Here is a 26,407-nt window from a genome sequence, read left to right as displayed (position 1 = left end):
CCGCACACGGCACGGTGGTGGTAACCGCGGGTGCTGCGCGTCGGCGTCGTCCGGCGTCAGGAATGAGAAAAGGCCAGCCCGTCAGGACTGACCTTCATCTCGTTGGTGGGCGGTACCAGATTTGAACTGATGACCTCTTCCGTGTCAGGGAAGCGCGCTACCAGCTGCGCCAACCGCCCGAGGTGGAGACGGGATTTGAACCCGTGTACACGGATTTGCAGTCCGTTGCCTCGCCTCTCGGCCACTCCACCAAGGAGAAGTGAGCTCGAGCCGTGGAGTGGGCTGAGAACCCTTCCGAGCGGACGACGAGATTCGAACTCGCGACCCTCACCTTGGCAAGGTGATGCTCTACCAACTGAGCCACGTCCGCATGCCCTGGATTGCTTGGCCGTTCCCGGCCTCCCGTTCTCGGGGCGTTGGAAACCATAGCCCACTTCAAACCGGGTTTGCAAAACGGGGGGCGGCCAAGCGGGTCGAGACGAGCCCAGCGCACGGCTCAATGCCGCGCTGACTAGGGCATTTGCTCTCGGGAAATTTCTTTGACCCGACACCATCGGTGGCCCCTGAGGGTCGGGGTGGTGCCGGCGGCGGAAGGTCCGGCTTCCCGTCCGCGCACGTCGACACCCTTGTGTGCACGCAGACACCGTTCGACAGGTGTCAGCGCGTCCACAAAGGTGTCGGCGCGCACCCACGGACCACGCGGTGGACGTGCATGGACGCGCCTCGCCCTCGCGGACCGAACCTGCGATTTGGCACCCTCGGCGGGCTGCGCTAGAGTAAACCCTCGCAGCGGTCGATTGGCGCAGTGGTAGCGCGCTTCGTTCACACCGAAGAGGTCACTGGTTCGAGCCCAGTATCGACCACCACCTGCAGCGGGCCCGGTTCTCATGGAACCGGGCCCGCTGTCGTTTCGCTGCAACTCTCGCGCTGACTCACTATTTGAGACTGCGATCCCACTCAGTGGACACAGGGCTTGCCAGCACGATGCTCAGGGCCAGATACTGGCCCAAATTCGGGGAAAGGTGTCGTTCGATGACAGGAGCCCCAGCACTCGTGCTGCTGGCCCATGGGTCCGACGAGCAGCGCAGTGAACGGGTCGTCCGTGATCTGGCACAGCGGCTGAAGGCCATGCGTCCGACGCTGTCGATCGATCTTGCCTTCCTCTCCCCCGGTACGCCCACCGCTGACGAGGTGGTCGACGCACTCGCCGCACAGGGCCACGACGAAGTCGTCGTGATCCCGCTTGACCTGTCCCGCGCCGTCGAACCGGACGAGCAGACGACCGCACTGGTCGACCTGGTGCGCCAGCACCACCCGGGCATCCGCATCCAGACCTCGCGCCCCATCGGTCCCGCGACCAGCCTGCTGGGCGTGATCGACGAGCGCCTGCGAGCCGCACTGCGTGCCACCCACACCGTCGAGCTCGACGGGCTCGTGCTGTCACTGCCGCAGTCGGGGGACGCCCGCGGCAATGCGCTGGTTGCCCGACGCGCGCGGCAGTGGTCGAACCACCACAAGCTGCCGGTGGTCGTCTCGGTGGCCGATGGCTCGGGCCCGAGCCCGGCCAACGCCATCGCCGCACTGCGCGCCCAGGGCCGGCGACACATCGCCGTGGGCAGCCTGTTCATCGGCGAGACGTCCGCGTTCACGAGCCAGGCCGAACAGGCTCGCGCGGCGGGCGCCCTCGCCGTCAGCGCACCCCTCGGTGCCGATGACCGCGTGCTCGAACTCGTCATGTCGCGCTACAGTTACGCGGCCATGGACATGCTGGACGACATCCCCGGCGAACCCGCCGAGGTCACCGTGCTCACGACCGCCGAGGACATCCCCGGCGATGACGGCGACGACCTGTCCGAGGACATCTGACCCGAAAGCATCCCCAACGGCTCACGCCCGGGCGAGCAGCAACTTCTGTTCCTCGACGTCGAAGTCGGCCGCGGGCCACTGCAGGTCCAGGCCCTCGAGGTGTTCCAGCAGCAACTGGGCCACTGCCCAGTTGCGGTACCACTTGCGGTCAGCGGGAATGATGTACCACGGCGCGTGGTCGGTGTTGCACCGCCCCAGCGCATCGGCGTAGGCGGCCTGGTAGTCGTCCCACTTGGCACGCGTCCCAAGATCGCCCGGGTTGTACTTCCAGTACTTGTCGGGGCGTTCGAGCCGCTCCGCGAGCCGCGCCTTCTGCTCATCCTTCGACACGTTCAGGTAGCACTTGATCACCGTGATGCCCTGGTCGCGCAGGCGAGACTCGAACTCGTTGATGCGCTCGTAGCGCGACTCCCACTCCTCGCGCGGCACCAACTGCTCAACGCGGACGACCAGCACGTCCTCGTACTGCGACCTGTCGAAGACCCCGATCTGGCCCGGGGCTGGCAGCTCCTTCTCGATCCGCCACAGGAAGTCGTGCTCGAGTTCCTCGGGGGTCGGTGACTTGAAGCCCTTGATGTGCACCCCCTGCGGGTCGACCATGCCAATGGCATGGCGGATCACCCCGCCTTTGCCGGAGGTGTCGAGCCCCTGCAGGATCAGCAGTACCCGCGGGGCCGTCGCGGGCAACTCGCGTCCCTGTGCATAAAGTCGCTCCTGCACCTCTGAGAGCCGCCCGACCATGTCGGCCTGGACGTTGGGTGCGTCATCCTTGCCCTTGCCGGGGAACCCGACGGTGGAGCGGGGGTCGAGTGAGGCCAGGTCGACGGGGCCGGGCGGCAGGCGCAGCTTGTCGGCCAGACCACTGTTCGGCACCACCGAGGGGATCCTGGGGATGGGCGACGCCGACTCGGGTGCCGCCTGGACGGGCTTCTTCACAGGCTTCTTCACGGACGTCTTCTTCGCCGACGCCGTCTTCGGCGTGCGCTTCGTCTTTGGCATCCCCACATTCTGTCGCACCACCGCTTCGGGCGTCGGGCATAGTTGAACTCATCTCCAGGAGGACACCATGAGCAATCCCGCCACCAACGAGCCCACGAGCACCGAGTCGACCGTTCGCCCCAGGGTCATCAAGACACCCGAGGAATGGCGCGCCCAGCTCAGCGACTTCGAGTACCACGTGCTGCGCGAGGCGGGCACCGAGCGCGCCTACACCGGTGAGTACACCGACACCGAGACCGAAGGCGTCTACCGTTGCCGCGGCTGCGGCACCGAGCTGTTCCGCAGCGGTGAAAAGTTCCACTCCCACTGCGGCTGGCCGAGCTTCTTCGCCCCGCTCGCTGAAGACCGGGTGGTCTACATCGAGGACCGCTCGCTGCCGGGTCGTCCTCGCATCGAGGTGCGCTGCGCCACCTGCGACAGCCACCTGGGGCACGTCTTCGAGGGTGAGGGCTACGACACCCCGACCGACCTGCGCTATTGCATCAACTCGGTGTCGCTGACCCTCGAGCCGTCCGCCACCCCCTCGGCCTGAACCGGCCTCCACCCGGCGCGGCTGCCACGGGTTCCTGCACGTTCCCACCTAATCTGAACGATGTGACAGTCCCACCCGCCACGCATGGTGGCTCCAGCTTCGACACGGCGGTGGCGCTGATGCGTGCCCACCGGTGGCGGGGCGAGGTCAGCGTGACCGAGATTCCGTCACCACAACGCATTGCGCCCTACGCCGCGGCCATCTCGGCCGAGGTCGCCGTTGATGGGGACGAGGTCGGCAGCGGACGCCTCGTCCTGCTGCATGACCCGGCCGGCAACGACGCCTGGGATGGCACATCGCGGCTGGTCAGTTACGCACGCGCCGACGTCGACCTCGACATGGTCACCGATCCCCTGCTGGCAGAGGTCGGCTGGGGATGGCTCACCGAAGCCCTCGAGCAGCGTCATGCCGCGCATACCGCAGCATCGGGCACGGTCACCGCAGTGTCGAGCCGCTGCTTCGGCGGCATGCAGGACGAGCCCGACCGCGCCGAGATCGAGATCCGCGCGTCGTGGACCCCGCTCATCGATGACTGGACCCAGCTGGAGGCCCACCTCAACGCCTGGCAGGACCTGTTGTGCCTCACGGCCGGACTGCCTCCCCTGCCAGAAGGTGTCGTGCTGCTCACCCCGCGGATCGGGTCGACGCGTGGCCGTTGATTCCCCCAGCAGTCCGCCCACCCCCGACGAGATCGACCTGCCGGTGCTGAACGCGCCACGAGACGGCCTGCCACCATTGGTCACCACCCCCGCAGCGCTGGCCGAGACCACGGCAGCGTTGGCTGCGGGCAGCGGACCTGTTGCCGTCGACACGGAGCGGGCCCAGGGTTTCCGCTACAGCTCGCGGGCCTACCTGCTGCAGTTCCGGCGACAGGGGTCGGGCACATTGCTGGTCGACCCGCTGCCCTTCGACGACGACTCCCAGGCCGACCTGGGCGCCGCGGAGCACCAGCCGAATGGGCTCACACCACTGGCCGACGCCTTGGCGCCCGCCGAATGGATCATCCACGCCGCATCCCAGGACCTGCCGTGCCTTCGGATGGGCGGGCTGTACCCCCGCCAGTTGTTCGACACCGAACTCGCCGGGCGACTGCTCGGGCTCGACCGAGTCGGTCTTGGTGCCATGGTTGAACGCTACTTCGGCACGCGGCTGCTCAAAGAGCACTCGGCCGCCAACTGGTCGCAGCGTCCGATCCCGCAGGACTGGCTGGTCTATGCCGCCCTCGACGTCGAACTGCTCATCGAACTGCGCGACATCATGGCTGACGAACTGCGCACTGCGGGCAAGGACGAGTGGGCGCGCCAGGAGTTCAGCCACGTGCTCGTATCCTTCGCCGCACCGGGTGCGGCGCGCGCCGACCCGTGGCGGCGCACCTCAGGCATCAACCACGTGAAGTCACCCGTGGGCCTCGCCGTGGTGCGAGAGATCTGGACGGCCCGCGACGAGGTGGCCCGTCGCAACGACCTGGCGCCGGGCAAGGTGCTGCAGGACCGCGCCATCAGTGAACTCGCCTCGACCATCAAACGGGGCGGCCCCCTGCCGGGGCGCGACGACCTGCGCAGGATCGAAGGGTTCAGGCGGCGGCAGGCACATCGCCACGAGTCCACCTGGATCGCTGCCATCGAGCGGGTCAGTGCCATGAAACCGGCCCAGCTGCCGCCCATGCGTGCCCGCAACGACGACGGCCCCCCGCCCCCCAAGTCCTGGGAACGTCACGCCCCCGAGGCATTCGAACGCTGGAACCGGGTGCGCCCCGCGGTGAACTCGCTGGCCGACGAACTGCACCTGCCAGCCGAGAACCTGTTGAGCCCGGACGCGCTGCGCCGGGTGACCTACAGCCCGCCCAAGGCGCTCAGTGATGCATCACTGGACGAGGCGCTGGCCGGGCTGGGAGTGCGGCCCTGGCAGCGCGACCTGGTGGTGCCGGTGCTGCTCGAGGGTCTGGACGAGACCAACTAGCGCCGGTACCGGGATCACCCGAGCGGCAGGTGGGCGGTGTCCTGCTGGATGGTCGGCTCACCCAGGCGCACATGTCGTTCGATGACGGCCCGCGAAATCTGCTGCGCCGTCAGGCCGAGGTCGGCCAACAATTCGCCGCGCGCGGCGTGCGGCAGGAACTCGTCGGGGATCCCGAAGTCCATCACGGGAACGTCGTGACCCGCATGCCGCAGGGCCTGCGCCAGGTGGTCACCGATCCCGCCAACCACCACGTTGTCCTCGACACTCACGACCAGCCGGTGCCGCGAGGCCAGCGCGGTGAGCGCCGGGTTGGTCGGCAGGGCCCACACAGGGTCGACCACGCGCACGCCGATGCCCTGCTCGGCCAATCGCTGCCCCACCTCGACGGCGAGGCCCACGAACTGGCCGATCCCCACCACGAGCACTTCCGGCTCACCGGCGCGCAGCAGTTCGTCGATGCCGTCCCGCGACGCGATGGCGGGGATCGGATCGGGCAACTTCTCTTTGGAGTAGCGCACCACCGTCGGGGCGTCATCGACGTCGATGGCCGTGCGAAGCGCCTCGGCGAGGCGTTGCTGGTCGCGGGGTGCGGCCAGCCGCAGGCCGGGCACGATGCCCACCAGGCTCATGTCCCACATGCCGTTGTGACTGGCCCCGTCGGTGCCGGTGATGCCGGCACGGTCGAGCACGAACGTGACGCCGAGGCGGTGCAGCGCCACGTCGAGCAACACCTGGTCGAACGCGCGGTTCAGGAACGTGGCGTAGACCGCGAAGACGGGGTGCAGACCCGCCATGGCCATACCCGCGGCAGAGGTGACCGCGTGTTGCTCGGCGATGCCGACGTCAAAGGTCCGGTCTGGGTAGGCGGCGGCGAACCGTGCCAGTCCGGTCGGGTTCAGCATTGCTGCGGTCAGGGCGACCACGTCTTCGCGCTCGTGGCCGATGCGCACCATCTCTTCGGCGAAGGCATCGGTCCAGGTGGCCTGTGACGAGACGGCAAGGGGGGCACCGGTCTCGGCGTCGATCTTGCCGACGGCGTGAAAGCGGTCCTCCTCGTTCTCTTCGGCGGCGCGGAATCCGTTGCCCTTGCGGGTGATGCAGTGGATGATCACGGGCCCGCCGAACGTGCGGGCCCGCTGCAGGACGAGTTCGAGGTCTGCCTCGTCGTGACCGTCGATGGGTCCCACGTACTTGAGCCCCAGGTCGCTGAACATGCTCTGCGGGGCCAGGATGTCCTTGATGCCGGTCTTGATGCCGTGCAGCATGTCGTAGGTCGGTTTGCCCACCAGCGGCGTGCGGCTGACGTTGCGCTTGATCAGCCCCAGGGCCTGCTCGTACCCACGGCTGGTGCGCAGCGCCGACAGGTGGTTCGCGACACCGCCGACCGTCGGGGTGTAGGACCGGCCATTGTCGTTGACGACCACGACGAGCGGCAGGTCGTCCTGGGCAGCGATGTTGTTCAACGCCTCCCAGGCCATTCCGCCTGTCAGGGCACCATCACCGATCACCGCGACGACGACACGGTCTTCACCGCGCAGGCGGAAGGCCTTGGCCATGCCCTCGGCCCACGACAGTGAAGTGCTGGCATGGGAATTCTCGACCCAGTCATGGTCGGATTCCGATCGCGCCGGGTAGCCCGACAGTCCGCCCTTCTGGCGCAGGTTCTCGAATCCGTCGCGGCGGCCGGTCAACAGCTTGTGCACGTAACTCTGGTGCCCCGTGTCGAAGATGATCGGGTCTTTGGGTGAATCGAACACCCGGTGCAGTGCGATGGTGAGTTCGACGACACCCAGGTTCGGGCCCAGGTGGCCGCCGGTACGGCTGACGCTCTGCACGAGGAAGGCCCGGATCTCTTCGGCCAACGCATCGAGCTGGGCCCGGTTGAGGGCGCGCAGGTCGGCAGGCGTGGTGATGGAATCGAGCAAGGCCATGCGCCCCAGTCTAGGCCCCGCCACCCTTGCCGCCACGCAAACGGCGCGAGCGGCCGTTCACCTCTCAACAAGATCGCAGCCTCACAACCTGGCGATGAAGACTTTGCCACGCAGCGATTCCTCCACGAGCATCACCGAGCGCCGCAGCCGCACCAACCTGGCCTCTTCGCGCTGCAGCACTTCGACCGAATCATCAAGGACGGGAGCATCGACGTAGTCGCCCAGGCTCGATCGTGCCTGGGCGATGCCGTCGCGGGTCGCCCGCAGCTGGCTCTCGACGAACTGTGCGGCGAACCGGGCCAGCACGACCGGCTGACGACGCAGCAAGGGATAGGCGCGGTAGTCGGCCGGGCAGCAGTCCAGCAGGAAGCCGATGGCCGAGTGCTCCCATTCAGGTTCGGACGGTGGCAACACGTCGGTCGGCCAGCCTGCGGGGATGAACATTCGGCTGTGCTCGGCAACAGGCTTCGTGCGCTGTCGCGCCTGCGGTCCGGTGGGATGGCCGTTTTCGTCGGTACTGCTCCAGTCGCGGCGGAAAAGGGTTGTGCTCATGGGAGTCCTCCTCGAAGGTGGGTGGATGACGCCGGCATCCCCGGCAATCACTCGAACACATGTACGAATGTACTCGAACATCCCACCCAGCACAAGCCCCCGCCCCAGCGAAGATTCAGGCCCGTGCCCGCCGCCGTGCCCGGATCACGATCTTGCGCAGTTCGTCGTACCAGAGCACGGCCGAGCCCAGGGCCAGACACGCCAGCCACTGCTGCCATGTCAACGCCGCGGTCTGGAACATCTGCTGCAGCAGCGGCACGTGCACCACCAGCACCTGGGTGAGCACCCCGAAGGCGACCGACAGCCACAGCCACTTGTTGGTGAACATCATGTGGAAGGCAGAAACATGCTCGGAGCGGGAGTTGAACGCGTTGAACAGCTGGGCGAAGACCAGTGTCGTGAAGGCCGCGGTGCGGGCGACTGTCACCGAATCGCCGCCCTCGAACAGCCCGCCCGGCAGGTACAGGTCGATCGCCGTCAGCGTCGCGATCGCCATCACCAGGCCGATCTGCACGATGCCGCCCCACATCTGCCGCGAGACCACCGATTCAGACTGCTTGCGCGGCGAGGCCGCCATGACGTCTTCGGTTTCCGGGTCGACGCCCATCGCCAGGGCCGGTGCCGAATCGGTGATCAGGTTGATCCACAGGATCTGGGTGGCCAGCAGCGGCACCACCATTTCTTCACCGTGGCCGGTCAGGCCCAGGAAGCCGGCGAACAGCACGCCGAAGAACATGGTGAACACCTCGCCCATGTTGGACGAGAGCAGGTAGCGCAAGAACTTCTGGATGTTGTTGAAGATCACCCGGCCCTGACGCACCGCAGCCACGATCGTCGAGAAGTTGTCGTCGGTGAGGATCATCGCTGCGGCCTCCTTCGAGACCTCTGTACCGGTGATCCCCATCGCGACGCCGATGTCGGCCTTCTTCAGCGCCGGGGCATCGTTCACCCCGTCGCCGGTCATCGCGATGACGTGGCCGTTGTCCTGGAAGGCCTGGATGATCTGCAGCTTGTGCTCGGGCGCCACCCGGGCGAAGACCGAGACCTGCTTGACCTCTTCGCGCAGTTGCCCGGGGGTCAACTCGTCGAGCTGCCTGCCCGTCAGTGAGCGGGATTCAGGCCCGGCGAGGCCGAGGTCCCGGCCGATCCGCAGCGCCGTGTCAGGGTGGTCGCCCGTGATCATCACCACCCGGATACCTGCCCGGTGTGCCTCGGTGATGGCCTCGGCGGCCTCACTGCGCGGCGGGTCGATGATGCCGACCGTGCCGACGAAGATGAGGTCACGTTCCAGCTCCAGGCCGGCATCGGAATCGAAGGTGCCCCCGGTGGTGTAGCGGGCGTACTCCCCCTCGTCCAATTCGCGGTAGGCCACGGCCAGGGTGCGCAGCGCCTGCTGCGACATTGCCGCGACCTCGCCATTGACCTGCTCGCGGTGGTGCGCTTCCAGCTCACGCACCTCAAGCCCCTCGCGGAACCTCGTGCACTTGTCGAGCAGTACATCGGGGGCACCCTTGGCGATCAGCACCGGGGTACCGCCCAGGTTGTCATTGCTGGGGTGGTCGTGGTCGACCACCACGACCGACATCATCTTGCGGGCCGAGGTGAACGGCACCTCGCCGATGCGGTGGAACCGCTGCTGGCGCCGTGCGCTGATGCCGGCCTTCTGCTCGGCCACGACGAAGGCCGCCTCGGTCGGGTCACCGATCACTTCCCAGGTGCCGTCCGGCGACTCGCGCAGTTCGGCGTTCGAGGCCAGCGTGCCCCCTGAGAGCACGACAATGTCCTCTTCGCGCAGGTCGAGCTCGGGGTCGGTCTGCAGCAGCGGGGTCTCACCCAGCACCACCTCGCCCCGTGGGGCGTACCCCACGCCGGTGATGCTCGACTCCCCCGAGCGCGACCGCACCTTGACCATGGTCATCTCGTTCCTGGTCAGCGTGCCGGTCTTGTCCGAGGCGATCACCGATGCCGACCCCAGCGTCTCGACCGAGCTGAGGTTCTTGACGATGGCATTCCGCTTGCTCATCGCCTGCACACCGATCGAGAGCACGACCGACAGGATCGCGGGCAGACCCTCCGGGACTGCCGCGACCGCCAGCGAGACCCCCACCAGCAGCACGTCGACGGCCTGCTGCACCGTCGAGATGTCCGACGTCATGAAGATCGCTGCCACCACCACGACAGCGATGACGATCACCGCAATCCCCAGCGTCCTGCCAATCTGGTCGATCTGCTTGCTGAGCGGGGTCTTCTCCTCTTCGGTGCCGGCGAGCAGCGTGGCGATGTGGCCCATCTCGGTGTCCATGCCGGTACCGGTGACCAGCACCCGGCCCACCCCCTGGGTCACCGCGGTCCCCTTGAAGACCATGTTCAGGCGGTCACCCAGCTGCACCGGCTCTGCCAGTGCCTCCGGGCTCTTGGTCACCGCCATCGATTCACCCGTCAGTGCCGCCTCGGCGATCTGCAGCGACGACGAGCTGAGCAGCCGCCCGTCCGCGCCCACCGAGTCGCCCTCGGCCAACAGCAGGATGTCGCCGGGCACCAACTCACTCGACGGGATGCGCTCTGTGCGCCCGTCGCGCACCACGGTGGACGAGACAGTCGTCATCGTCTGCAGGGCTGCGACGGCGTCGGCCGCCCTGGCCTCCTGGAAGTAGCCGAGCAACGCGTTGAAGATCACAATGACGAGGATCACGAGGGCGTCGACCGGCACCCCGCTCGCCCCTTCGAACAACCACGCCACCACCGAAATCACGATCGCTGCCAGCAGCAGGTAGATCAGGGGGTCCTGGAACTGGCGAAGCAGCTTGCGCCATGCCGGTTCGGGGGTGCTGGCGGCCAGCTCGTTGGGCCCGTGGCGTTCCAGCGCGGCACTGGCCTGGGCGGCGGTGAGGCCGCCCTCGGTATCGGTCCCCCACATGGCGGCCGCCTCGTCGGCGGGCAGCAGGGTCCAGTCGGTGTCGGTCTGATCGGACGGCAGGGCAGTCTGGCTCACAACACTCTCCTCAGCGGGCCGCTGCCGTGTCGAATCTGCACGCCTGCGATTGCGCATTTGGCAGGGTCCGTTTTCTGTTTTGTTTTCACCATTGTATTTGACCCTTGCATTCGATCACGTCGTGGGGCGGATGTCCGGCCCCGTGCGCGACACCGTGCACAAAGGTGCCGGGCCAGGCCGCAGCTGGGCCATCACGGTGCCGGCCCCGCCCTCGACGAACGAGGACGGGGCCGGTGGTGGTTGTTCAGACCGGGTTGCGCGGGGCCTCAGGCCTTGGCGAGGTTGCGCAGCACGTACTGCATGATGCCGCCGTTGGTGTAGTAGGCCCGCTCCCCCGGGGTATCGATGCGCAGCACCGCATCGAAGGTGGTCACCTTGCCGTCGGGTGCGGTGGCGGTCACCTTCAAGGTGTCGGGCGTGGTGCCGTCATTGAGCGCGGTGACGCCGGCAATGTCGAACGTCTCTTCACCGCTCAGGCCCAGCGACTCGGCCGAGTCGTTGTCGGCGAACTGCAGCGGCAGCACGCCCATGCCGATCAGGTTCGAGCGATGGATGCGTTCGTAGCTCTCGGCGATGACGGCCTTGACGCCGAGCAGGGCGGTGCCCTTGGCCGCCCAGTCGCGCGACGAGCCCGAGCCGTACTCCTTGCCGGCCAGGACGACGAGCGGGGTGCCCGCACCCTCGTAGTTGACCGACGCGTCATGGACGGTGGTCACCGGGCCGTCGGCCTGGGTGAAGTCGCGGGTGAAACCACCCTCGGTGCCGGGGGCGATCTGGTTGCGCAGCCGGATGTTGGCGAACGTGCCGCGGATCATGACCTCGTGATTGCCACGGCGCGAGCCGTAGGAGTTGAAGTCGCGACGCGCCACGCCATGCTCGGTCAGGTACTGGCCGGCGGGGCTGTCCGCCTTGATGTTGCCGGCAGGGCTGATGTGGTCGGTGGTGACGGAGTCGCCGAGCTTCAGCAGCACCCGGGCGCCGCTGATGTCGCCCACAGGCGCGGGATCGGCAGGCATACCCTCGAAGTACGGGGGCTTGCGCACGTAGGTCGACTCGCTGTCCCAGTCGAAGACGTTGCCGTCGGGGGTCGGCAGCGAACGCCAGCGCTCGTCGCCCTTGAACACGTCGGCGTAGCGGTCGACGAACATCTCGGAGTTGATCGAGGAGTTGATCACCTCGTCGATCTCTTCCTGGGTGGGCCAGATGTCCTTCATGAAGACGTCGTTGCCATCGCTGTCCTGACCGATCGGGTCGTTGAACAGGTCGATGTTCATGGTGCCCGCGATGGCATAGACGATGACCAGCATCGGGCTCGCCAGGTAGTTCATCTTCACATCGGGGCTGATGCGGCCCTCGAAGTTGCGGTTGCCCGAGAGCACAGCGCTGACGGCGAGGTCTTCGGTGTTGACGGCCTGCGAGATCTCGGGGATCAGTGGGCCGGTGTTGCCGATGCAGGTCACGCAGCCGTAGCCGACCAGGTTGAAGCCCAGGGCGTCGAGGTAGGTGTCGAGGCCGGCCTTCGAGTAGTAGTCGGTCACGACCTGCGAACCCGGTGCCAGCGAGGTCTTGACCCACGGCTTGCGGGTCAGACCCTTTTCGACGGCCTTCTTGGCGAGCAGGCCGGCGCCGAGCATCACCGAGGGGTTCGAGGTGTTGGTGCACGAGGTGATCGAGGCCACCGCGACGGCGCCGTTGGCCAGGTCGAAGCTGGTGCCGTCCTCGAGCGTGACGGGCACCTGGGTGTCGCCGGCCTTGCTGTAGGTGGGCAGGTTCTGCGCGAAGTTGGCCTTCGACTCGTCCAGCTTGATGCGGTCCTGCGGGCGCTTCGGGCCGGCGATCGAGGGGACGACCGTCGAGAGGTCGAGCTCGAGGTATTCCGAGTAGCGCGGCTCGTGGGCGGCGTCATGCCACAGGCCCTGGGCCTTGGCGTAGGCCTCGACCAGTGCGATCTGGTGTTCGTCGCGGCCGGTGAGGCGCATGTAGTCGGTGGTCTTCTCGTCGATCGGGAACACGGCGATCGTCGAGCCGTACTCCGGCGACATGTTGCCGATGGTGGCGCGGTTGGCCAGCGGCACCTCAGTGACGCCTTCGCCGTAGAACTCGACAAACTTGCCGACGACCTTGTGCTCGCGCAGCATCTCGGTGATCGTCAGCACCAGGTCGGTGGCGGTCGTGCCCTCGTTGAGCTTGCCGGTCAGCTTGAAGCCGACGACACGCGGGATGAGCATGCTGACGGGCTGGCCGAGCATGGCGGCCTCGGCCTCGATGCCGCCCACGCCCCAGCCGACGACGCCGAGGCCGTTGACCATCGTGGTGTGCGAGTCGGTGCCCACACAGGTGTCGGGATAGGCCTGCAGCACGCCGTTGACCTCACGCGGGAAGACCACGCGGGCGAGGTGTTCGATGTTGACCTGGTGGACGATGCCTGTGCCCGGGGGGACGACCTTGAAGTCGTCGAATGCGGTCTGGCCCCAGCGCAGGAACTGGTAGCGCTCACGGTTGCGCTGGTACTCGATCTCGGTGTTCTTCTCGAAGGCCTCGGGGGTGCCGAAGACCTCGGCGATCACCGAGTGGTCGATGACCAGTTCGGCGGGCGAAAGGGGGTTGACCTTGGCGGGGTCGCCGCCCAGGTCGGCCACGGCCTCGCGCATGGTGGCCAGGTCGACAACGCAGGGCACACCGGTGAAGTCCTGCATGATCACGCGGGCGGGGGTGAACTGGATCTCACGGTTCGGCTCGGCGTCGGAGTCCCACTGGCCCAGCGCCTTGATGTCATCGGCGGTGATGTTCACGCCATCCTCGGTGCGCAGCAGGTTCTCGAGCAGCACCTTCAGGCTGAAGGGCAACGACTCGTGGCCCTCGACTGCGTCCAGTCGGAAAATCTCATAGCTGGTCCCGTCCACGTCAAGCGTGGACTTGGCACCAAAGCTGTTGACGCTCATGGCTCTCCTCTTCAGGTGTGGTTCGCGGCGATGTCGTGCGTTGCCACGCCGCGGTCAGACACATGTTCCTCAATATCTCTCGACATCAAGATACCATGCCTGCAAGACAGCTCACAGTCTGCCGTACCCGACGTCACTGCGCAGGTCAGGCGCACCAATCCCGGGCAGACTCAGGCAGGGACAATCAACGCCACGCACTCGATGTGGTGCGTCATCGGGAACAGGTCGAACGCCCGCACCTGCTCTGCCCGGTAACCCAGCTCGGCAAACGTCGCCAGGTCTCGTGCCAGCGCCGCCGGGTCGCATGCGACATAGCAGATCGCCCGTGCCCGCAGCGCTGCCAGCCGGGTGACCACCTTCTGACCGGCGCCGGTGCGCGGCGGGTCGAGCACGATGATGTCGACGGCGTGGGGCAGGTCGGCCAGGTGGCGTTCGAGCGGTCCCGAGATGATCTCGGCGCCGGGCACGTTGCGCGCAGCCCAGGACGCCGCGCGCCGGTCCTGCTCGACGCCCACGACGCGCACGTCGGCATTTGCCAGGGCAGCGGCGAACAACCCGACGCCGCAATACAAGTCGAGCCCGACCTCGCCCGCCTTCGGCTTGAGCGCCTGCAGCACCGCCTTCGTCAACACTTCGGGTGCGTCGCGGTGCGGCTGCCAGAAGCCGTCGGTCGAGACCTGCAGCACGTGGTCGCGCACCTGTTCCCGGACGCTGCGCGAGCCCTGCAGCACCTGGCGCCCCGCGACGACCGACACCGGTTCAGCGACGGCAACCGACATGTCCATGCCCCCGGCCTCACGGGCGAGGATGTGCAGCGTCTCGACATCGGGACCGGTGGGATCGGCGATGCGGCAGCCCCCGGTGGGCAGTTCAACCACGTCATGCGAGCGGTGCTGGCGCAGGCCGGCCATGCCGGTCTCGGTGACATAGCGCATCCGCGAGCGCCAGCCCAGCGGCTCCCCCACCTGCTCGACCTTGCCGTTCCACTCGATGCCCGCGAGCCGCTGCAACTGTTCGGCCACGACGCGGCGCTTGAGTTCGCGTTGGTGGACAGGCGTCACGTGCTGGAAGTCACAGCCCCCGCAGGTACCTGCCACCGGACAGGGTGGCCGCACCCGTTCGGGGCTGGCGGTGATGACCTCGTCCACGTCACCGCGCCAGAACTTGGCCTTGCCGGTGTCGGTGAGCCGCACGGTGACCGTCTCGCCGGGGACCGCGTGGCGCACGAACAGCACCCGTCCGTCGAGCCTGGCCACGCAGTGACCCCCGTGGGCCACCGGTCCGACCTCAACCGGTCCCACGACATCACCGGGGCCGGGCAGTGCATTGAACTGGTGCTGCGTCACAGCCACGACCCTATCGCGGCACCTTGCTCACACCGCCCTGAACAACGCAGCCAGTGCCTGCCCCCCGCCGATGCACAGGCTGACCAACCCCCATTCGAGACCGCGGCCGTGCAGGTTCGTGGCGGTGCGCAACGTCAGGATGGCCCCGGTCGCCCCGATGGGGTGGCCCCAGGCGATGGCACCGCCGAGCGGGTTCACCTTTTCGGGGTCGAGCCCCGCATCACGCACCACCGCGACGGCCTGGGCCGCGAATGCCTCGTTGAGCTCGATCCAGTCGAGGTCACCGGTGCCCAGCTGGTGGCGGCCCAACAGCTTCTCGATCGCCGGTTTCGGCGCATAGCCCATCACGTCAGGGTCACAGCCGGCCTTGGCTGCGCCGACGAACTCCGCGATCGGCGTCAGCCCGCGCTCGGCTGCCACCCCGGCGGTGGTCACGACGAGCATGGCCGCGCCGTCGTTGATGCCCGACGAGTTGCCGGCCGTGACGCTGCCCCCGGCCTGGAATGCCGGTCGCATGCCCGCGAGCTTCTCGACGGTGATGCCGGCCCGCGGGTGCTCATCGACGTCGACGACCACGTCACCCTTGCGCCCGGCGATGGTGACCGGGGCGATTTCAGCAGCGACCGCTCCGTCCGCGAGCGCTGCCTGGGCGCGGCGCTGCGACTCGACCGCGAACTCGTCCTGCTGGTCGCGCGAGACGCCGTGCCGGGCCGCCACGTTCTCGGCGGTGATGCCCATGGGCACGTCGGTGAACGGGTCGGTCAACAGGCTCAGGGTGCCGTCCAGCACTGTCCGGTGACCCAGCTGGTACCCGCTGCGGGCAGAGACGTCGAGGAACGGCTGTCGGGACATCGACTCCGCCCCACCGGCGACCACGACATCGCTGTCGCCGCGGCGCAGTTCATCGGCGGCGCTGACAAGCGCCTGCAGCCCCGAACCACAGATCCGGTTCACGGTCAACGCGGTGCTGGTGGTCGGGGCACCGGCCGCGAGGGCCACCCGGCGAGCGATGTAGGCGTCCTTGCCCGTCTGGCCGACGCAGCCGACGACCCACTCGCCGACGTCGGCGGCGCCCAGCCCTGCCCGTGCCAGGGCGGCACGGGCGGCCGTGGCGCCGAGCTCGTGGGCCGGGACGCCCGTGAGGCTGCCACCGAAGGAACCCACGGGGGTGCGCGCGCCGCCCACGATGACGATGGCGCCGGGATCGAGGCTCATGACTGCCCCTGTTCCCCGCCGTCGATGTGTGCCAGCAGCGCCTCGCGGAACTGTTCAGGACGCTCCAGGTGGGCCGAATGCCCCACCCCCGGCAGGGCCAGCTCGGTGCAATCGCCACCGTTGGCGCGGTAGGCGTCGAGCACTGCGCGGGTCTGGGCGACCATGGGTTGCGGTGGGGCCACCTCGTCGCCGGGCCACCCCGGGATGATGCCGTGCTTGCCCAAGGTGTTCAGGTCGAAGAAGGTCTCGTCGCCCACGATGGCGTCCAGCTCGCCGTGCACCCACAGGACCGGCGGCTTGTGGGCACTTTCGACGATGCCAGCCGTGTTGAAGTACGTCGGTGCCATGGTGTTGAGCACCCCCCGCGTGCCAGCCGCGAAACCGGGCCACGATGCCGAGGCAGCTGTGGTGCCCGGGTAGTTGTCGTCGCCCAGCGCGGTCGACAGCATCGACTCGACCCACAGGTCTTCGAGGTCGGACGAGTAGCCGGGGGCCACATAGGTGGTGCGGAACACCGAGCGGGCCGTGGTCGGTGTGTCGGCCGAGGTGTCTTGCGCGGCCAGGGACGCGACGAACTCGGGATTGGCTCCCCCGCCGCCGGTGCCGGCCGCGTCGACACTGAGGGGGCTGCCGTCCAGGCGGGTGCCGCCGAAGCCGTGGGGCGAGACCGGCGAGATCAGGGTGAGCGTGGCGACCAGGTCGGGGCGGTCGAGCAGCAGTTGCTGCACCACCCCACCGCCCATCGACCACCCGACCAGGTGGGCCCGGGCGATGCCCAGTGAGTCGAGCACCGCGGCGACATCGTCCGAGAAGTCCCGCACTCCCCGGGTCGCATCGACCGGCAGCGTCTCGGAGTCACCGAAGCCGCGCAGGTCGGTGGCCAGGCTGTCCCTGCCGAGGCCGAGCATGGTCGGCTGGTAGAACAGCGAACTCGACACGTTGCCGTGGATGAACACGACCGGGATGTCTGCGGGGTCGTAGGGCCCCGACGGGTTGGCATGGGCGCGGATCACGTGGAAGCCACCGCGAGGGGTGTCCACGATCCCGCCGGTGATGCCGTCCAGCATGGTGGTCATGCGGCGTCCTCCTCGTTGGTGATGATGGGGGCACCGGTGCCCCGGCGCACTTGGTCGAGCGTGACGTCAGGGGCGAGTTCGACCAGCCGCAGCCCGTCAGCGGCGACGTCGAGCACGCACAGGTCGGTGATGATGCGGTCGACCACCCCCTTGCCGGTCAGCGGCAGGGAGCACTCGGGCAGGATCTTGGGTGAGCCGTCCTTGGCGACATGTTCCATCAGCACGATCACCCTCGCGGCACCGTGTACCAGGTCCATGGCCCCGCCCGGCCCCTTCACCATCTTGCCGGGGATCATCCAGTTGGCGATGTCGCCGCCGGCCGAGACCTGCATGGCGCCCAGGATCGCGGCATCGATCTTGCCGGCACGGATCATGCCGAACGATGTGGCGGAGTCGAAGAAGCTCGCCCCGGGCAGCAGGGTCACGGTCTCTTTGCCGGCGTTGATCAAGTCGGGGTCGACGGCATCCTCAGTCGGGTACGGCCCCACCCCCAGGATGCCGTTCTCGCTCTGCAGCACCACGGTGACCCCCTCGGGGACGTAGTTCGGCACCAGCGTGGGCATGCCGATGCCCAGGTTGACGTACATGCCGTCGGCAAGCTCGCGTGCGGCGCGGGCCGCCACTTGATGGCGGGTCAGTGCCATGTCATGCCCCTTCCTGGCCGGTCTGCGCGCTCACGGTGCGCTTCTCGATGCGCTTTTCGATGTCGGTTCCCACCTCGACGACCCGGTGCACGAACACACCCGGCAGGTGGATCTCGTCAGGGCCCAGCCGGCCCGGCTCGACGACCTCTTCGACCTGGGCGATGCACACCTTGCCGGCCATCGCGGCGACCGGGGAAAAGTTCCGCGCCGCGGCGTGGAAGACGAGGTTGCCGTGCCGGTCAGCGAAACGGGCGTGCACCAGCGCGAAGTCCGAGCGGATGGCGGTCTCGAGCACGAAGTCCTGCGGCGTGCCGTCGACGTCGAAGGTCTGCACCTGTTTGGGGGCCGAGGCCTTCGCCACCGACCCGTCCGGGTGGTAGCGCTGGGGCAGACCGCCGTCGGCGACCTGCGTGCCCACGCCGGTGCGGGTGAAGAACGCGGCGATGCCTGAGCCGCCGGCGCGCATGCGTTCGGCCAGCGTGCCCTGGGGAACCAGCTCGAGCTCGAGCAGCCCCGTGAGGTAACGGCGTTCGAACTCCTTGTTCTCGCCGACGTACGAGCTGATCATGCGGGTGATCTGGCCCGTCGCCAGCAGCAGCCCCAGGCCCCAGTCGTCGACGCCGCAGTTGTTGCTGGCGACGGTGAGGTTGGTCGTGCCCTGGTCAACGAGCGCGGTGATCAGCGCCATGGGGTTGCCGCACAGGCCGAACCCGCCGACGGTGAGCAGCGCCCCGTCCGGGATGTCGGCCACGGCCTCGGCCGGTGTCGCGACGACTTTGTCGATGGCCATCAGTGTCCTTCCAACGGGGCGGCAGCAGCCGCCGGGACGAGGTGGTGGTCGCCCGGGGTGCCCAGCCGCGCCTCAGCGGCTGCCAGCGCCTGCCGGGTGGCCCGGGCCACGAGGGACGCGCCGGGCTCACCCAGCACGATGGTGTAGTGGTTCGGGCCCTCGACGCTCGTGAGCCTGAGGTGTGGCAGTTGGCCGACCAGCGCCGCGGCGTGGTCGCGGGGGTAGAGCCCCGCGGGTTCGTTCAGCAGTCCCAGGTCGACCCGGACGAGTTCAGTGCCCTCGGGCAGGCTGGCCAGTGCAGCCAGGTGCGCCGGCGCGTCGGCCAGTTCCAGCAGGTTCGCCCTGACGGCATCGGGGTGCGAGCAGGGGTGCAGCTCTGGGGGCCGGCCCATGAGGTCGTAGTCGACATATGCCTGCAACCAGTCGTCCCAGAACGGCCCGAAGGCCGGGTGCTGGCGCCAGAACTCGCGGTACTGCTCGGGGTCGGTGAAGGTCATCGAGAGCCGGTCGATGGCCGGGCCCAGCAGTTCATCGGCCCGGGGCAGGCTGCCGTCGGCCCGTGGCGCGGGCTGCGGCAGCGGCCAGCCGCCGTCGACCAGCAACGCCCCGGCCAGTCGGTCGCCATGGCGCTGGGCGAAGCGGGTCGTCACGAAAGCGCCCATGCTGTGCCCGACCAGCACGGCTCGCTCGATGCCGAACTGGTCCAGCACGGCCACCAGGTCGTCGGCGTGGTCGTCCAGGCGACCGGGCTGGGGCAGGTCACGCGAACGGCCACGGCCACGCAGATCGGGGGCCACCACGGCCACGTCGTGCAAGTGCGAGGCGACCCGTGCCCACGACTGGTGGCTGGCGGTGATGCCGTGCACGGCCAGCACCGGCAGCCCGGGGGCTGCGCGGTGCCAGGCGCCCACGTGCATGAGGCCGCCGCGGACGGGGACCGCCTCAGTGGCCTCGGCAGCCCCGATCAGGGATGCGGTCATCGGGAAGTCCACCCACCATCCATCAGGTAGCTGGCGCCCGTCACCATGCCGGCCTCATCCGAGGCCAGGAACAGCGCGAGGGCGCCGACCTCGTCCGGTTCGATCAGCCGCTTGACGGCGCATTCGGTGAGCATGATCTTCTCGACCACATCCTCAGGGGCGATGTTGTGAATGCGGGCCTGGTCGGCGATCTGGTTCTCGACCAGCGGGGTGCGCACATAGGACGGGTTGATGCAGTTGCTGGTGACCCCGTGCGGGCCGCCCTCGAGCGCCGTGACCTTGCTCAGGCCCTCGAGGCCGTGCTTGGCCGCGACATAGGACGACTTGAACGGCGAGGCCCGCACGCCGTGCACCGAGCTGATGTTGATGACCCGGCCCCAGTTGTTGGCGTACATGTGCGGCAGGCAGGCGCGGATCAGCAGGAACGGGGCCTCGAGCATGACCCGGTGCATGCGTCGCCAGGCGGCGGGGTCGAAGTCCTGGATGGGGTTGATCACCTGCATGCCGGCGTTGTTGACCAGGATGTCGGCGTCGAGGCTGAGGCCTTCGAGTGAGGCGGTGTCGTCCAGGTCGGCGACCCAGGCGGTGCCGCCGATCTCGGCGGCGACGGTGTTGGCGGCGGCCTCGTCACGGTCGGCGACGGTGACGCGGGCCCCGGCGGCGGCGTACGCGGCGGCAATGGCGCGTCCGATGCCGGAGGCACCACCGGTGACGACGGCATGCTTGCCGGTCAGGTCAGTCATCAGTTCTCCTTGCGGGTGTTGGCGGATGTAGTGGCCCCCAGTGCAGAGGCCACGAAGGCGACGACCGCGTCCAGGTCGTCATCGGACAGGGGTTGGGGACTGCCGTTCCAGAGCACCCAGCGCTTGCCGATCAGCTCACCGGCACCCATCAGGGCCCAGGCGGCAACGGTGGGGTCGATGTCGCCGACCTCACCGGCGGCGCGCGCCCGCGACAGGCCGGCGATGTAGCCATCGCTGAGCTTGGTGTAGTGCCGCCGGTGCGCATCGGGGGCGGCGAACTCGGCCTCACGGATGATGCGGTACAAACCGGGGTGCTCGACGATGAACCGGAAGAAGCCGGCGAAACCGGCCCGCTCGACCTCGATGCGGCTGGCACCCGGTGCCGCGCCCTCGGCCATGGCGCGGCGCACGCGGGAGCTGAGGTCGTCCACGAGTTGGCTGAACAGGTCGAGCTTCGAATCGAAGTACAGGTAGAACGTGCCCTGTCCGACGCCGGCACGCTCGGTGATCCTGGTGATCGACGCCTCCTGGTAGCCGAGTTCGGCGAACACGTGTTCAGCGGCCTCGAGCAGATTGCGGCGGGTCTGGCGCCCCTTGGCGGTGCGTGGTTCGGGTTTCATCGGGCCCCCTGTTGTTGCCAGAGCGTGAGCAGGTCGTCGTGGCGCACCTTGCCCAGTGCCGTGCGCGGGATGTGGTCGACGAACAGCACGCGGGTGGGCACCTTGAAGCCGACCAGCCGTGCCCGGGCCAGCCGCAGGATGTCATCGGCCTCGACCTGCCCCGCCGCCACGACCCACGCCACCGGCACTTCACCCCAGCGCTCGTCCGGAACGCCGAGCACGGCTGCGTCGGCAACTGCCGGGTGCAGCCGCAGCACGGCCTCGATCTCTGCGGGCGCGATGCTTTCACCACCCGAGATGAAGATGTGCTTGAGGCGTCCGACGATCCAGTACCGGTCCTGGGCGTCGCGGCGCGCGAGGTCACCGGTGTGCAGCCACCCGTCGCGCACGACGTCGGCGGTCGCGATCGGGTCGCGGTGGTAGCCCGCGAACACGTTCGGACCCCGGACGACCAGTTCACCTTCAGCGGCACCCTGCAGGTGGGCGCCGGTCGCGGGGTCCGCGAGCGCCACCTCGACGAACGGGTAGGGACGCCCGACCCCACCCGGCCGGGACAACGCGTCGTCGCGTGACTGCAACAACACGTTGGGCGAGGCCTCACTGAGCCCGTAGCCCTGCTGCAGCACGACCCCGCGACCGGCCCAGCGTTCGGCGACACTGGTCGGCAGCGCCGCTCCCCCACTGACCACGGCGCGCAGGCTGGTCAGCGCGGCCATGTCGAAGTCCGGGTGCTGGGCCATCAACGCGTAGTTGGACGGCACCCCCATCATCACGGTGACCCGGTGTTCGTCGATCAGCCGCAACGCGCGGCCCGGGTCGAAGGAACGTTCGAGCACCACCAGGGCACCCACGCGCAGGGCCTGCAGCAGGTGGATGTTCCAGCCACCCACGTGGTACTGGGGCAGCACCGACAGCACGACGTCGGCGCTGCCCATGCCGATGGCTTCACCGTGGGCACGGTTCGTCCAGTCGCAGTTCGCCTGGGTCAGCACCGCGACCCGGGGCACGCCGGTGGTACCCGCCGTCGGGATGAGCAGCAGCGCATCGTCATCGGCTGCCGGGCGTGGGTCGGCTGCGTCGGTGCCGGGTCGCGTCACAGGTGGCAGGACGGCGTAGCCCTCGATGCCGTGCTCGCCGAGCTCGACGCGAGGCCAACTGGTGCCCAGCGCCTCGACCAGGTCGACCATGCTCGAGAAGGTGTGTTCGGCAACGACCAGGTCGGGCACGACCACCTCGAGCAGCCCCGCCAGTTCGTGCGGGGTCAGCCGCCAGCTCAGCGGCGCCATGGCCACACCAGCCTTGGCGCAGGCGAACAGCAGCACCACGTGGTCGGCGCTGTTGCCAGAGACGGTGGCCAGCACGCTGCCGGGGCCATACCCGGCACCGCGCAGGCGGTCGGCAAGCCGGCTCGCGCGGTGCTCGAGCTCGGCAGCGGTCATCGGCAGTCCACGGTCGACCAGCACGATGCGGTCGGGGTCGAGTGCCGCCCGGTGGGCCGGCCAGCGACCCAGCGTGTGCAGTCCCTCGCGGGTGGTCTTCTCAGGCATTGGCATGGCCCAATCCTGCTCCGCCGGCCTTCGCCGTCGACTCTTCCGCTGTGTCCAGCGCGTCGATCCCGGGTTGGTGCGCAGGACGTCGTCCCAGCCGGGTGACGGTGCCGGCGATGCCACCCGGCACGAACATCACCACGAGCACGAACAGGGTGCCGAGGATGAACAGCGGTTCGGACAGGGGCACATGCAGCACCGGCGGCAGGTTCTCGACGAACTCGCTGTTGGCCAGTGACGAGAGCCGTTGGTCGAGCAGGGTATAGACGAGTGCACCCACGATGGCGCCCCAGCGGTACCCGACCCCGCCGAGCACGACGATGACCAGCAGCGTCAGCGTGAAGTCCGATGTCGTCACGCGTGGGGTGGTGCCCGACTGCAGCAGCACGAACGCGATGCCGGCGATGACGGCGAGCACCGCCGCTGCAGTGGCCACGAACAGCCTGACCAGGTAGGGCTGCAGGCCGAGCACCCGCACCCGCAGGTCGTTGTCGCGGGCGGCTGCGGTGACGGTGCCCACGCGTGACTTCTCGACCCACAGCGTGATCAGGTAGACCAGCACGAGCACGCCGAGCGCCATCCAGTACAGGTTCTCGGTATTGCGCACGCCCACCAGGGCATCGGGCACGACCGAGGTCGTCACCGAGATGCCCTCTTCACCTCCGGTCAACCGACCCGGGTTGCGGCGGACCAGCACATTGAGGGCCTGGGCGAACGCCAGCGTCACCATGGCGAACGTGATGCCGCTGACGCGCAGGGCGACGGCCCCGGCGATCGTGGCGACCACGAACCCGAGCACCAGGGTGAACACGATCGCGACCACGAACGTCACCGGGGTGCCCCAGTCCCGCGGGGCGAGTTGCTTCAGCGAGATGGCCAGCCCATAGGCGCCGAGGCCGAAGAACATCGCATGGCCGAAGCTGAGCATGCCGGCCAGACCGAACATCAGGTGGTAGCTCAGGGCCAGGGCGGCGATCAGGAAGGCATAGGCGAACATCTGCTGGGCACCGGCCTGGTAGCTCGGCCCGGGCATCACGCCCGGCACGTAGATGTTCAGCATCGGCAGCAGCGCCGCGAACGCAACCAGCGCGACCGGCAGGGCGATCCTGCCCATGGTGGACGAGAAGAATGCGCGCACCGAGTTCATGCCGTGGCTCCCATCAGTCCGCGGGGACGGACCAACAGCACGACGGCCAGGGCAAGCACGACCGCGAGGTCACCGGTACCGCCGGCGTAGTAGTTGGCGAACTGCTGCACCACCGCGACCAGCACCGAGGCGATCGCGGCGCCGGCGAGTGAGCCCATGCCACCGATGACGGTCACGATGAAGGCATAGATCAGCAGGGCGCCCCCGAGGTGGGGCGACACGTAGCCGTCGTAGACCGAGGCCAGCACACCGCCCAGTCCTGCAGCCGCGCCACCGATGGCGAAGACCAGCGTGAATGAGCGGCGCACGTCAATGCCCAGGGCCGTCACCATCGTCCGGTTCTGCACCCCGGCGCGGATGATCAGGCCATAGCGGGTGAATCGCAGGAACGCGACGATGGCGGCGAGCACGAGGGCGGCACAGATGATCAGCAGGAACCGGTCGTTCGGCACGCGGGCCCCCAGGACGGTGGTGGTCTCGTCGAGCCAGGGCACCTGGGTGGTGTGGATGGGGTCGGTGCCCCAGATCCCCTCGAACAGGGCGACGGTGGCCAGTCCGATGCCGACGGTCACGAGCACCTGTTCGATGTGGCGGTTGTAGAGGCGGCGCACGAAGAAGAATTCGGTGATGGCGGCGAAGACGGCCCCGGTGAGGGCACCGACCAGCAGGGCCAGCAGCAGGCCGCCCCAGGTGCCGTCGGCCATGCGGCGGCTGACCTCCCAGCCGATGAAGGCGCCGAGGGTCAGGAAGCTGCCGTGGGCAAAGTTCAGCACGCCCATCAGGCCATAGGTCAGCGACAGGCCGCTGGCGACCAGGAAGTACAGCGCGCCCAGGCCGATGCCGGTGATGGCGAGCAGGATGACGGTGCTCACGCTCGTCCCCCCGGGTGCTCGGTGCCGGTGTCGGCCATGGCCGCAGCCTGGTCGGGGTCGGTGAGGTGTGGGGGCATGGTGTGGTCCTCGTGGTGGGCGACCTGTCCGGCGGTGGCGGCAAGGTGCTGCTGTTCGGGGGCGCCCGTCGAGACGCCGAGGTGTGCGTTGACCAGGTGCGGGTCGTCGAGGAATGCCGTGGCATTGCCGGCGTGCACCACCCGGCCACCCGAGAGCACCACCACGGTGTCGGCGAGTTCACGCACCACGGCCAGGTTCTGTTCGACCAGCAGCATCGGGGTGGTGGCGGCTGCGACCTGCAGCGCCCCGGTCACCTCGTGGACGATGCGCGGCGCCAGCCCCTTGGTGGGCTCGTCGACCAGCAGCAGGTCGTTGGTGTTGATCAGCACCCTGGCGAGCGAGACCATCTGCTGCTGGCCACCCGACAGCGTGCCTGCACGCTGTGCGGCGCGCTGCCGCAGTTCGGGGAAGAGCCTGTCGACGACGGAGTAGTCCGGCCGGGCGGTGCGCTCGGCCAACTTGAGGTTCTGCTCGACGGTCAGCCCCGGGAAGACCTCACGGTCCTCGGGCACGTAGCCGATGCCCGCCTGTACGATCCTGTGCGTCGGCCAGTGGTCGATGCGGCGACCTTGGTAGATGACGGTCCCGGTGCGGTCGTTGAGCCCGAGCAGCGCCTTCAGCGTCGAGGTCTTGCCGACACCGTTGCGCCCCAGCAGGGCGGTCACACCGTGCGCCGGCACGGTGAAGCTCACGTCCTCGACGACGAGCTGGCCGGCGATGCGGGCGTGCAGTCCACTGACCTCGAGGATGGCGGGACCCCCGCTGTGGGTGTGGGTGCCGCTCATGCCGCACTGCCCAGGTAGGCCTGCTTGACGGTGGCGTCGTTCATGACGACGTCGGGTGAGTCGAAGGCCAGCAGTTCACCGTGGTGCAGCACCGCCACCCGTTCGACCAGGCCCAGCAGCACCTCCATGTGGTGTTCGACCAGCAGGACGGTGCGTCCGCCCCGGTGCACGCGGCGGATGACCTCGACCAGCCCCGGAACATCACCCGAGCCCACCCCGGCCATCGGCTCGTCCAGCAGGATCACCTGCGGGTCGGTGGCCAGCAGCATCGCGATCTCGAGCTTGCGCTTGTCACCGTGGCTCAGCACGCCCGAGATCGTCTGCGCGTGGTGCGCCAACCCCACCTCGTCGAGCTTCTCGTCGGCGATGGTGCTGGCGGCGTCACCCCGGCGGGGAAAGACGAACGGGCTGGTGGCACGGCCAAGCTTGGCCTGGGCGGCCAGGCGCACGTTCTCGTGGGCGCTGAGCGTCTGGAAGACGCTCGAGGTCTGGAAGGTGCGCCCCAGGCCCAACCTTGCCCGCCGCGGGATCGACAGGGTCGTCACGTCTGTCCCCTCGACCTCCACCCGTCCACCGGTCGGGGTGACCACGCCTGAGATGATGTTGAACAGGGTGGTTTTGCCGGCCCCGTTGGGGCCGATCACCCCGATCATCTCTGCACGGTTGACCGACAGGGTGACGCCCCGAAGAATCTGGGCGCCGCCGATCTGCAGGCTGATGCCGTGGAGGGCAAGGGCGGGACTCGTGTGGGTGCCGGCGGGGGCAGGCTGGTTCATCTGGTCGCTTTCGGG

Annotated in this window: 22 protein-coding genes and 4 tRNA genes; 5 read left to right on the top strand and 21 right to left on the bottom strand. The window is 68.4% G+C overall.

All coding sequences use genetic code 11. The features are described 5' to 3' along the window. Positions 1–103 precede the first annotated feature (103 nt). From ACQCX5_RS00795 to ACQCX5_RS00785, 3 genes are all read right to left on the bottom strand, one after another. Positions 104–179 (bottom strand) — tRNA-Val (locus tag ACQCX5_RS00795). A 1-nt stretch (position 180) separates the two neighbouring features. Further along, positions 181–251: transfer RNA gene (locus ACQCX5_RS00790), tRNA-Cys, on the bottom strand. 46 nt (positions 252–297) lie between these two features. Then, a tRNA-Gly gene (locus ACQCX5_RS00785) sits at positions 298–370 on the bottom strand. Between the two features lie 421 nt (positions 371–791). On the opposite strand from ACQCX5_RS00785, the gene ACQCX5_RS00780 reads away from it, so the two are divergent. Together ACQCX5_RS00780 and ACQCX5_RS00775 are read left to right on the top strand one after the other, a co-directional pair. Beyond that, a tRNA-Val gene (locus ACQCX5_RS00780) sits at positions 792–866 on the top strand. A gap of 166 nt (positions 867–1,032) precedes the next feature. Next, positions 1,033–1,866, top strand: coding sequence for a sirohydrochlorin chelatase (locus tag ACQCX5_RS00775; RefSeq protein ID WP_434540119.1), 834 nt, complete (start codon positions 1,033–1,035; stop codon positions 1,864–1,866). A gap of 21 nt (positions 1,867–1,887) precedes the next feature. Here the strand turns inward: ACQCX5_RS00775 and ACQCX5_RS00770 are convergent, their stop codons facing one another. After that, complete coding sequence (locus tag ACQCX5_RS00770) at positions 1,888–2,865, bottom strand: polyphosphate kinase 2 family protein (protein WP_434540118.1); 978 nt, start codon at positions 2,863–2,865, stop codon at positions 1,888–1,890. 67 nt (positions 2,866–2,932) lie between these two features. Between ACQCX5_RS00770 and msrB the strand changes: the two genes are divergently transcribed. The 3 genes from msrB to ACQCX5_RS00755 all read left to right on the top strand — a co-directional run bounded on the left by msrB (position 2,933) and on the right by ACQCX5_RS00755 (position 5,356). Beyond that, positions 2,933–3,397 (top strand): peptide-methionine (R)-S-oxide reductase MsrB, encoded by a 465-nt coding sequence (gene msrB, locus ACQCX5_RS00765; protein ID WP_434540117.1) that lies wholly within the window; start codon positions 2,933–2,935, stop codon positions 3,395–3,397. Between the two features lie 62 nt (positions 3,398–3,459). Beyond that, positions 3,460–4,056: a DUF3000 domain-containing protein gene (locus tag ACQCX5_RS00760; protein WP_434540116.1), complete on the top strand. Its 597-nt coding sequence runs from the start codon at positions 3,460–3,462 to the stop codon at positions 4,054–4,056. Beyond that, on the top strand, positions 4,046–5,356 hold the full coding sequence (locus ACQCX5_RS00755; RefSeq protein WP_434540115.1) for an HRDC domain-containing protein: 1,311 nt from the start codon (positions 4,046–4,048) through the stop codon (positions 5,354–5,356). The genes ACQCX5_RS00760 and ACQCX5_RS00755 overlap by 11 nt, the downstream gene beginning before the upstream one ends. Before the next feature lie 14 nt (positions 5,357–5,370). Here the strand turns inward: ACQCX5_RS00755 and dxs are convergent, their stop codons facing one another. The 17 genes from dxs to ACQCX5_RS00670 all read right to left on the bottom strand — a co-directional run bounded on the left by dxs (position 5,371) and on the right by ACQCX5_RS00670 (position 26,392). Continuing rightward, on the bottom strand, positions 5,371–7,287 hold the full coding sequence (gene dxs, locus ACQCX5_RS00750) for a 1-deoxy-D-xylulose-5-phosphate synthase (RefSeq protein ID WP_434540114.1): 1,917 nt from the start codon (positions 7,285–7,287) through the stop codon (positions 5,371–5,373). Positions 7,288–7,368: 81 nt separating this feature from the next. Then, positions 7,369–7,839 carry a hypothetical protein gene (locus ACQCX5_RS00745; RefSeq protein ID WP_434540113.1) on the bottom strand — a complete coding sequence of 157 codons (471 nt, stop codon included), beginning with the start codon at positions 7,837–7,839 and terminating at the stop codon, positions 7,369–7,371. A gap of 115 nt (positions 7,840–7,954) precedes the next feature. After that, entirely contained in the window at positions 7,955–10,831 is a 2,877-nt protein-coding gene (locus ACQCX5_RS00740) for a cation-translocating P-type ATPase (RefSeq protein ID WP_434540112.1), read from the bottom strand. Between the two features lie 266 nt (positions 10,832–11,097). Beyond that, entirely contained in the window at positions 11,098–13,773 is a 2,676-nt protein-coding gene (gene acnA / locus ACQCX5_RS00735) for an aconitate hydratase AcnA (protein ID WP_434540111.1), read from the bottom strand. 170 nt (positions 13,774–13,943) lie between these two features. After that, complete coding sequence (locus ACQCX5_RS00730; protein WP_434540110.1) at positions 13,944–15,119, bottom strand: class I SAM-dependent RNA methyltransferase; 1,176 nt, start codon at positions 15,117–15,119, stop codon at positions 13,944–13,946. Between the two features lie 27 nt (positions 15,120–15,146). Next, a complete protein-coding gene (locus ACQCX5_RS00725; RefSeq protein ID WP_434540109.1) occupies positions 15,147–16,334 on the bottom strand; it encodes a thiolase family protein in 1,188 nt (395 codons plus the stop codon). Continuing rightward, a complete protein-coding gene (locus ACQCX5_RS00720; protein ID WP_434540108.1) occupies positions 16,331–17,410 on the bottom strand; it encodes an alpha/beta fold hydrolase in 1,080 nt (359 codons plus the stop codon). Before ACQCX5_RS00720 ends, ACQCX5_RS00725 begins: the two co-directional genes overlap by 4 nt. Beyond that, positions 17,407–18,054: a CoA transferase subunit B gene (locus ACQCX5_RS00715; RefSeq protein ID WP_434540107.1), complete on the bottom strand. Its 648-nt coding sequence runs from the start codon at positions 18,052–18,054 to the stop codon at positions 17,407–17,409. Before ACQCX5_RS00715 ends, ACQCX5_RS00720 begins: the two co-directional genes overlap by 4 nt. Position 18,055: 1 nt before the next feature. Further along, positions 18,056–18,844, bottom strand: coding sequence for a CoA transferase subunit A (locus ACQCX5_RS00710; RefSeq protein WP_434540106.1), 789 nt, complete (start codon positions 18,842–18,844; stop codon positions 18,056–18,058). Further along, positions 18,844–19,824, bottom strand: a complete 981-nt coding sequence (locus ACQCX5_RS00705) for an alpha/beta fold hydrolase (RefSeq protein ID WP_434540105.1) — start codon at positions 19,822–19,824, stop codon at positions 18,844–18,846. The genes ACQCX5_RS00710 and ACQCX5_RS00705 overlap by 1 nt, the downstream gene beginning before the upstream one ends. Further along, positions 19,821–20,567, bottom strand: coding sequence for a 3-hydroxybutyrate dehydrogenase (locus ACQCX5_RS00700; RefSeq protein ID WP_434540104.1), 747 nt, complete (start codon positions 20,565–20,567; stop codon positions 19,821–19,823). The genes ACQCX5_RS00705 and ACQCX5_RS00700 overlap by 4 nt, the downstream gene beginning before the upstream one ends. After that, positions 20,567–21,187 carry a TetR/AcrR family transcriptional regulator gene (locus tag ACQCX5_RS00695; RefSeq protein WP_434540103.1) on the bottom strand — a complete coding sequence of 207 codons (621 nt, stop codon included), beginning with the start codon at positions 21,185–21,187 and terminating at the stop codon, positions 20,567–20,569. Before ACQCX5_RS00695 ends, ACQCX5_RS00700 begins: the two co-directional genes overlap by 1 nt. Beyond that, positions 21,184–22,740, bottom strand: coding sequence for a class I adenylate-forming enzyme family protein (locus ACQCX5_RS00690; protein WP_434540102.1), 1,557 nt, complete (start codon positions 22,738–22,740; stop codon positions 21,184–21,186). The genes ACQCX5_RS00695 and ACQCX5_RS00690 overlap by 4 nt, the downstream gene beginning before the upstream one ends. Then, positions 22,727–23,881, bottom strand: coding sequence for a branched-chain amino acid ABC transporter permease (locus ACQCX5_RS00685; RefSeq protein WP_434540101.1), 1,155 nt, complete (start codon positions 23,879–23,881; stop codon positions 22,727–22,729). The genes ACQCX5_RS00690 and ACQCX5_RS00685 overlap by 14 nt, the downstream gene beginning before the upstream one ends. Next, a complete protein-coding gene (locus ACQCX5_RS00680; protein WP_434540100.1) occupies positions 23,878–24,753 on the bottom strand; it encodes a branched-chain amino acid ABC transporter permease in 876 nt (291 codons plus the stop codon). Before ACQCX5_RS00680 ends, ACQCX5_RS00685 begins: the two co-directional genes overlap by 4 nt. Continuing rightward, positions 24,750–25,616: an ABC transporter ATP-binding protein gene (locus ACQCX5_RS00675; RefSeq protein ID WP_434540099.1), complete on the bottom strand. Its 867-nt coding sequence runs from the start codon at positions 25,614–25,616 to the stop codon at positions 24,750–24,752. Before ACQCX5_RS00675 ends, ACQCX5_RS00680 begins: the two co-directional genes overlap by 4 nt. Further along, positions 25,613–26,392: an ABC transporter ATP-binding protein gene (locus ACQCX5_RS00670; RefSeq protein ID WP_434540098.1), complete on the bottom strand. Its 780-nt coding sequence runs from the start codon at positions 26,390–26,392 to the stop codon at positions 25,613–25,615. The genes ACQCX5_RS00675 and ACQCX5_RS00670 overlap by 4 nt, the downstream gene beginning before the upstream one ends. Positions 26,393–26,407: the final 15 nt, after the last annotated feature.

The sequence above is a fragment of the Aestuariimicrobium sp. G57 genome (assembly GCF_050110855.1).
GTDB lineage: Bacteria > Actinomycetota > Actinomycetes > Propionibacteriales > Propionibacteriaceae > Aestuariimicrobium.
The sequence above is the reverse complement of the archived record's forward strand: the minus strand, read 5'-3'. Positions and strand labels throughout refer to the sequence as shown.

Bases quoted from the DNA above. Each gene is read 5' to 3' on its own strand.
- ACQCX5_RS00775 (WP_434540119.1), top strand. From the start codon at position 1,033: ATGACAGGAGCCCCAGCACTCGTGCTGCTGGCCCATGGGTCCGACGAG.
- ACQCX5_RS00770 (WP_434540118.1), bottom strand. From the start codon at position 2,865: ATGCCAAAGACGAAGCGCACGCCGAAGACGGCGTCGGCGAAGAAGACG.
- msrB (WP_434540117.1), top strand. From the start codon at position 2,933: ATGAGCAATCCCGCCACCAACGAGCCCACGAGCACCGAGTCGACCGTT.
- dxs (WP_434540114.1), bottom strand. From the start codon at position 7,287: ATGGCCTTGCTCGATTCCATCACCACGCCTGCCGACCTGCGCGCCCTC.
- ACQCX5_RS00745 (WP_434540113.1), bottom strand. From the start codon at position 7,839: ATGAGCACAACCCTTTTCCGCCGCGACTGGAGCAGTACCGACGAAAAC.
- acnA (WP_434540111.1), bottom strand. From the start codon at position 13,773: ATGAGCGTCAACAGCTTTGGTGCCAAGTCCACGCTTGACGTGGACGGG.
- ACQCX5_RS00725 (WP_434540109.1), bottom strand. From the start codon at position 16,334: ATGAGCCTCGATCCCGGCGCCATCGTCATCGTGGGCGGCGCGCGCACC.
- ACQCX5_RS00720 (WP_434540108.1), bottom strand. From the start codon at position 17,410: ATGACCACCATGCTGGACGGCATCACCGGCGGGATCGTGGACACCCCT.
- ACQCX5_RS00715 (WP_434540107.1), bottom strand. From the start codon at position 18,054: ATGGCACTGACCCGCCATCAAGTGGCGGCCCGCGCCGCACGCGAGCTT.
- ACQCX5_RS00710 (WP_434540106.1), bottom strand. From the start codon at position 18,844: ATGGCCATCGACAAAGTCGTCGCGACACCGGCCGAGGCCGTGGCCGAC.
- ACQCX5_RS00705 (WP_434540105.1), bottom strand. From the start codon at position 19,824: ATGACCGCATCCCTGATCGGGGCTGCCGAGGCCACTGAGGCGGTCCCC.
- ACQCX5_RS00700 (WP_434540104.1), bottom strand. From the start codon at position 20,567: ATGACTGACCTGACCGGCAAGCATGCCGTCGTCACCGGTGGTGCCTCC.
- ACQCX5_RS00695 (WP_434540103.1), bottom strand. From the start codon at position 21,187: ATGAAACCCGAACCACGCACCGCCAAGGGGCGCCAGACCCGCCGCAAT.
- ACQCX5_RS00690 (WP_434540102.1), bottom strand. From the start codon at position 22,740: ATGCCAATGCCTGAGAAGACCACCCGCGAGGGACTGCACACGCTGGGT.
- ACQCX5_RS00685 (WP_434540101.1), bottom strand. From the start codon at position 23,881: ATGAACTCGGTGCGCGCATTCTTCTCGTCCACCATGGGCAGGATCGCC.
- ACQCX5_RS00675 (WP_434540099.1), bottom strand. From the start codon at position 25,616: ATGAGCGGCACCCACACCCACAGCGGGGGTCCCGCCATCCTCGAGGTC.
- ACQCX5_RS00670 (WP_434540098.1), bottom strand. From the start codon at position 26,392: ATGAACCAGCCTGCCCCCGCCGGCACCCACACGAGTCCCGCCCTTGCC.